A 5,750-nucleotide genomic window follows, 5' to 3' on the forward strand; every position below is an offset into this window, starting at 1 on the left:
GGCCCGGTGGCCCCCCGCCGCGGGCGCCGCGGCGCCGCAGCGCCGCGCAGCGCCGCCGCCGCACCCTGCTGGTGCTGCTGCTGGTCGTCGCGCTGGCCGTGGGCTACCCGCTGGCGCTGGGCTGGCGCGGCTGGTCCGCGGTGCGGCACGTGGCCGCCGCCTCCACCGGCGAGCGCCCCGCGGCCACCCCGGGCACCACCTACCTCATCGTGGGCAGCGACTCGCGCGACGGGATGAGCGCGGAGGAGATCGCGGAGTACTCCGCCGGCGGCGACGACATCCTCGGCCGGCGCACCGACACGATCATGCTGCTGCACGTGCCGCGGTCGGGGCCCTCGGCGCTCATCAGCATCCCGCGCGACTCCTACGTGCCCATCCCCGGCCACGGCTCCAGCAAGATCAACGCCGCGTTCTCGATCGGCGGTGCGCCGCTGCTGACGCAGACCGTGGAGGAGGTCTCCGGGCTGCGGGTGGACCACTACGTCGAGACCGGCTTCGCCGGGTTCGCCCGCATCGTCGACGCCGTCGGCGGGGTGGAGATGTGCCCGGCGCAGGCGGTGCAGGACGTGCGCGCGGGCCTGGACATCCCCGCCGGCTGCCAGTCGATGGACGGCGCCACCGCCCTGGGGTACGCGCGCTACCGCTACTCCGACCCCCTGGGCGACCTGGGCCGGGCGAACCGGCAGCGCGAGCTGCTGGCGGCGATCGTGGCGAAGGCGTCCAGCCCGGTGACCCTGCTCAACCCGTTCCGCTCCTTCCCGCTGGCCGCGGCCGGCGGCGGCGCGGTCGCCGTGGACGAGGACGCCTCGATGGCGGACATCCTGCGCTTCGCGACGGGCATGCGCTCGGCGACCGGCGCGGACGGGGTCTCCATGACCGTGCCGGTGGCGGACCCGAGCTACCGCACCTCCTCCGGCACGGCCGTGAAGTGGGACACCGAGCGGGCGCTGGAGATGTTCGGCGACCTCGAGCGCGACGACACGCAGGCGCTGCGCTCGCTCAGCGGCGCCTGAGCCCACCGGCCCCGGGCGCGTTCAGCGCGGCTCGACGCCGAAGGCGCGCGCCAGGCGCTCGATGCGCTCGGCGCGGCCCAGGCGCGGCAGGTCGCCGCTGTCGCGCACCTTGCGACCGCGGGCGTCGAAGTCGGCCAGGAAGCGCCGCGCCCACGCGACGTCGGTGCGGGTGGGGCTGAGCGCCTCGTTGACGACGTCGACCTGACCGGCCTCCAGGCACAGCTTGCCGGTCAGGCCCAGCTGCGCGGCCGCCTCGGCGGCCTCGCGCAGCGCGGCGTGGCCGGTGCCCAGCGTGGGCCCGTCGACCGGCCCGGGCAGCCCGCCGATGCGGCTGGCCACGACCAGGCGCGAGCGGGGGTAGCCCATGGCCACCTCCCCGGCGCCGGTGGCGGTGTCCAGGCGGTAGTCGGCGCTGCCGAAGGCCAGGCGGAAGCAGCCGCGGGCGCGGGCGGTGCCCACGGCCTCCTCCACGCCGAGCGCGGACTCCACGAGCGCGACGACGGGCACGTCGCCGCCGAGGCGGTCGGCGGTCTCGGTGACCTGCGTGCCGGACTCCGTCTTGGACAGCCACACCCCCGCCAGCCCGGGCAGCCCGCGCAGGGCGTCCACGTCGCGCCGCCAGTGCTCGCTGGCGCGGCCGTTGACGCGCACCCACGCCCGGCGCCCGCCGGAGAGCCGCTCCACGACGACCGCGCGGGCCGCGTCCTTCAGGGAGGGGTCGACGCCGTCCTCCAGGTCGAGCACGAGCTGGTCGGCGCCGGCGCGCCAGGCGGCGTCGAGGTCCTCCTCCAGCGCGGAGACGAGCAGCCAGGAGCGCGCCAGCTCCGGCGGCACGGCGCGCGCCGGCGCGGCGGCGGGGGCCGCGGTGGGCAGCTCGGTGAGGAAGTCGATGGCCGCGGTGCGGAAGTGCCGGGAGGTGGGGGCGTTGAAGTGGTGCCGGCCGGGGATCTCGAAGAAGGAGCCCTGCGGGACGGCGGCGGCCAGGCGGCGCGAGCGCTCCAGGATGCCGTCCTCGCTGCCGGTGGCGAACAGCAGCGGCTGGCGCGGCGGGTCGCCCGCGTCGGGCTGCCCGCTGCCGCGCATCCCCTCCACCAGGGCGATCAGGGCGCGCAGGTCGTTGCCCGCGATCGACTCCGCCATCGTCAGGTAGGCGGCGGTGATGCGGTCGGTGACCTCCGCGCCGTCCTCGAGGTGGGCGCGGGCCTGCTCCAGGTCGAAGCGCTGCAGGGGCTCGCCGTCGGGGATCCCGCCGAGCACCGCGCTGGCGATGCGGTCGGGCACCTGCAGCGCGGCCTGCCAGCCGACGCGGGCGCCCAGGGAGTAGCCGACGTAGTGGGCCCGCTGCACGCCGTGGGCGTCCAGGGCGGCGATGACGTCGGCGACGAGCAGGTCCAGGCCGTAGGCGCGCGGGTCGTGCGGGCCGTCGCTGGCGCCGTGGCCGCGCTGGTCGAGGGCCAGGACGCGGAACCCGGCGCGCACGAGGTCGCGCGTCCAGCCCGTCTGCGCGAAGTTCGCCGTCGCGCTGGAGGCGAAGCCGTGCACGGCGACCACGGCGGGCGCGTCCGGCTCCCCCCAGGAGTAGGTGGCGAGCCGGGTGCCGTCGGTGGCGGTGACGGTGAGCTGCGCGGGCGCGTCGGTGCTGGGCACGTGCGACATCCTGCTGGACGCCGGGCCCGCGCGGGCGGTCGGCCCGGCCGGCGCGCGGGCCGGCTCAGCGGCGGACCAGCTCCAGCAGCACCTCCAGCAGGCGCTTGCCGTCCATGCGCAGGCCGTCGTGCTGGTACTCGTTGGTGACGAACGTGCGTGCGCCGCGCACCGCGCGCGCGGTCTCCCGGCTGAGCGCGTACGGGACGAACATGTCGTCGACGTACACCGCGGCGGCCACGGGCACCTCGTTGGCGGCCAGCACGTCCGGGTCGTACAGCGCGGGGAGGTCCTCGCGGGCGGCGAGCAGGTCCGCGGCCCCGCGCAGCGGCACCAGCGCGGGGTCCTCCTCGAACTGCCAGGGGTACACGTGCTCGCCGGTGAAGCGGAACGGCGCGCCGGCGGGCGCGTCGAGGGAGAACTCCTCCAGCTCCCCGCGCACCCGGTGCGCGGACCAGGCGGTGGCGCCGGTGAGCGGGCCCTGCGCGTAGATGCTCTCGTGCAGCACCGCGTACAGCGGGTGCGCCGCGAACGACAGGCGCCGGCCGGCCTCCAGCAGGAACCGGGTGCGCAGCCGCCGCGCGCCGCGCACGGTGGTGAAGGGGTCCTCCAGGGCGAAGTGCAGCGCGTCGAACCCGGACTGCTGGCCCAGCGCGGCGCCCAGGGTGCGGAAGCGGCGGGAGCTGAGGCGCTCGCCGGTGGGCAGCAGCTCCTCCTCGCCGTCCAGGTGCGCGGCCACCGCACGGGCGACGGCCTCGTCGCGCGGGTAGCGGGCGAAGAACTCGCGGTTGCGCCGCGCGGTGAGCGCGTAGGTGGCGCGGTACACGTCGTCGGCGCCGGTGCGCAGGCCCGGCAGGCCGGCGGTGACCAGCGCGCCGGCCAGGCCGTGCGGGGCCTGCGAGAGGTAGCAGGTGAGCACGAAGCCGCCGAAGCTCTGCCCCAGCGCCCACCACGGCTCCTCGCCCTGCAGCGCCCGGCGCAGCGCCTCGGCGTCGGCGACGATCGCGTCGGCGCGGAAGTGCGCCAGGTGCCGGGCCTGCGCGGCCGCGGCGCCGACCTCGCCCAGGGACTGCGCGTCCAGCGGCGTGGAGCGCCCGGTGCCGCGCTGGTCGAGCAGCACGACGCGGAACTCCTCCAGGGCCCGGTCCAGCCAGCCGCCCACGACGTCGGGGCGCGGGGAGGGGTGGCCGGGCCCGCCCTGGAGGAACACCAGGCGGGGGCGGTCCGCGCGCCCGGTGCGCACGTACTCGCGGGCGAAGACCTCCACCGTGCCCGGCTCGGCGCCGGTGCGGTCCAGCGGGACGGTCAGGACGTGCTCGTGCACGTCGTGGCCGTCGACGCGGTGCGAGCCGGTGACCAGCTGCGCGGCGCCGCCCACGACCTCAGGCCCCGAAGCCGGTGCCGGTGCGCCGCGCGCGGGCGCGCAGCTTCTCCCCCTTGTCCACCGCGCCCTGGCGCAGCGACTCCTGGAACTCCACGACCCGCTCGCGCAGCGCCTCGTCGGTGGCGGCGAGGATCCGCACCGCGAGCAGGCCGGCGTTGCGGGCGCCGCCGATGGAGACGGTGGCCACCGGCACGCCCGAGGGCATCTGCACGATGGACAGCAGCGAGTCCATCCCGTCCAGGTGCCGCAGCGGCACGGGCACGCCGATGACGGGCAGCGGGGTGACGCTGGCGAGCATCCCCGGCAGGTGCGCGGCCCCGCCGGCGCCGGCGACGACCACGCGCAGGCCGCGCTGCGCGGCGGAGGCGCCCCAGGCCACCATGTCGTGCGGCATGCGGTGCGCGGAGACGACGTCCACCTCGTGCGCGATGCCGAACTCCTCCAGGGCCTTGGCCGCCTCCTCCATGACGGGCCAGTCGGAGTCCGATCCCATGACCAGGCCGACCACCGGTGCGCTCACTCGTCGATCTCCCCCGCGATGAAGGCCGCGGCGTGCCGGGCACGCGCGCGGACGGTGTCCAGGTCGTCCCCGAAGACGGTGACGTGGCCGAGCTTGCGGCCGGGCCGCTGCTCCTTGCCGTACAGGTGCACCTTGGCACCCGGGTCGTGCGCCATGACGTGCAGGTAGGAGCGGTACAGGTCCGCGTGCCGCTCCTGCGTGCGCTCCGGGCCCAGCACGTTGACCATCACCGTCCACGGCGCGCGCGCGGAGGTGCCCCCCAGCGGCAGGTCCAGCACGGCGCGCAGGTGCTGCTCGAACTGGCTGGTCACCGAGCCGTCGATGCTCCAGTGCCCGGAGTTGTGCGGGCGCATCGCCAGCTCGTTGACGAGCACCTCGCGGCGCCCGCCGCGCTCGACCTCGAAGACCTCCACCGCCAGCACGCCGGTGACCCCCAGGCCGCCGGCGATGCGCAGGGCCACGTCCGTCAGGTGCGCGGCCAGGTCGGGGTCCAGGTCCGGGGCGGGGGCGGTGACCTCGTGGCACACCCCGCGCCGCTGCACGGTCTCCACCACCGGCCAGGCCGCCGCCTGCCCGGAGGGGCTGCGGGCGACCAGGGCGGCCAGCTCGCGGGTGAAGGCGACGTGCTCCTCGGCCAGCAGCGGCCCGCGCCCGGCCCAGTCGGCGAACCAGGCGTCGGCGGTGGCCCAGCCGGCGTCGCCGGGCCCGTCGAGCACGAGCACGCCCTTGCCGTCGTAGCCGCCGCGCGGGGTCTTCAGCACCACCGGCCAGCCGGCGCCGGCGGCGAAGGCCTCCACGTCGGCGCGCCCGGCCACCGCCGCCCAGCGCGGGCAGGGCACCCCCAGCGCGGTGAGGCGCTCGCGCATGACGAGCTTGTCCTGGGCGTGCACGAGGGCCTCGGCGCCGGGCTGCACGCTCGTCAGCTCCGCCATCGCCCGCAGCCCCTCGCCGGGCACGTGCTCGTGGTCGAAGGTCACCGCGTCGCACCCGGCGGCGAAGGCGCGCAGCGCGTCGAGGTCGTCGGCCGCGCCGACGGGGGCGTCGGCGACGACCTGGGCGGCGCTGACGCCGGGCCCCTCGGCCAGCACCCGCAGCCGCAGGCCCAGGGCGACCGCGGCCGGCTGCATCATGCGGGCCAGCTGGCCGCCGCCGACGACGCCGACGACGGGGAAGCCGCCGGGGCGCGCGT

At 77.3% G+C, this 5,750-nt stretch carries 5 protein-coding genes and 1 pseudogene; 1 reads left to right on the forward strand and 5 read right to left on the reverse strand.

The window, feature by feature from the left end; genetic code table 11:
- The coding region (locus GTR00_RS13040) for an LCP family protein (RefSeq protein WP_205705721.1) at positions 1-1,013 on the forward strand (1,013 nt) is incomplete at its 5' end.
- Between the two features lie 21 nt (positions 1,014-1,034).
- Here the strand turns inward: GTR00_RS13040 and GTR00_RS26400 are convergent.
- The 5 genes and pseudogenes from GTR00_RS26400 to GTR00_RS13065 form a co-directional block, all read right to left on the reverse strand.
- Positions 1,035-1,886, reverse strand: coding sequence for an HpcH/HpaI aldolase/citrate lyase family protein (locus GTR00_RS26400; RefSeq protein WP_166612044.1), 852 nt, complete (start codon positions 1,884-1,886; stop codon positions 1,035-1,037).
- A gap of 381 nt (positions 1,887-2,267) precedes the next feature.
- Positions 2,268-2,669, reverse strand: a pseudogene (locus GTR00_RS26405) (alpha/beta fold hydrolase); the annotation flags it as partial.
- Between the two features lie 55 nt (positions 2,670-2,724).
- Positions 2,725-4,035, reverse strand: a complete 1,311-nt coding sequence (locus tag GTR00_RS13055; RefSeq protein WP_323132452.1) for an alpha/beta fold hydrolase — start codon at positions 4,033-4,035, stop codon at positions 2,725-2,727.
- Between the two features lie 4 nt (positions 4,036-4,039).
- A complete protein-coding gene (purE, locus tag GTR00_RS13060; protein WP_166612047.1) occupies positions 4,040-4,534 on the reverse strand; it encodes a 5-(carboxyamino)imidazole ribonucleotide mutase in 495 nt (164 codons plus the stop codon).
- Positions 4,535-4,557: 23 nt separating this feature from the next.
- Positions 4,558-5,750 (reverse strand): 5-(carboxyamino)imidazole ribonucleotide synthase (locus GTR00_RS13065; protein ID WP_240900077.1); only part of this gene is annotated, 1,193 nt, incomplete at its 5' end.

The sequence above is a fragment of the Kineococcus indalonis genome, assembly GCF_009906395.1.
In the GTDB taxonomy this organism is placed as follows: Bacteria; Actinomycetota; Actinomycetes; order Actinomycetales; family Kineococcaceae; genus Kineococcus; species Kineococcus indalonis.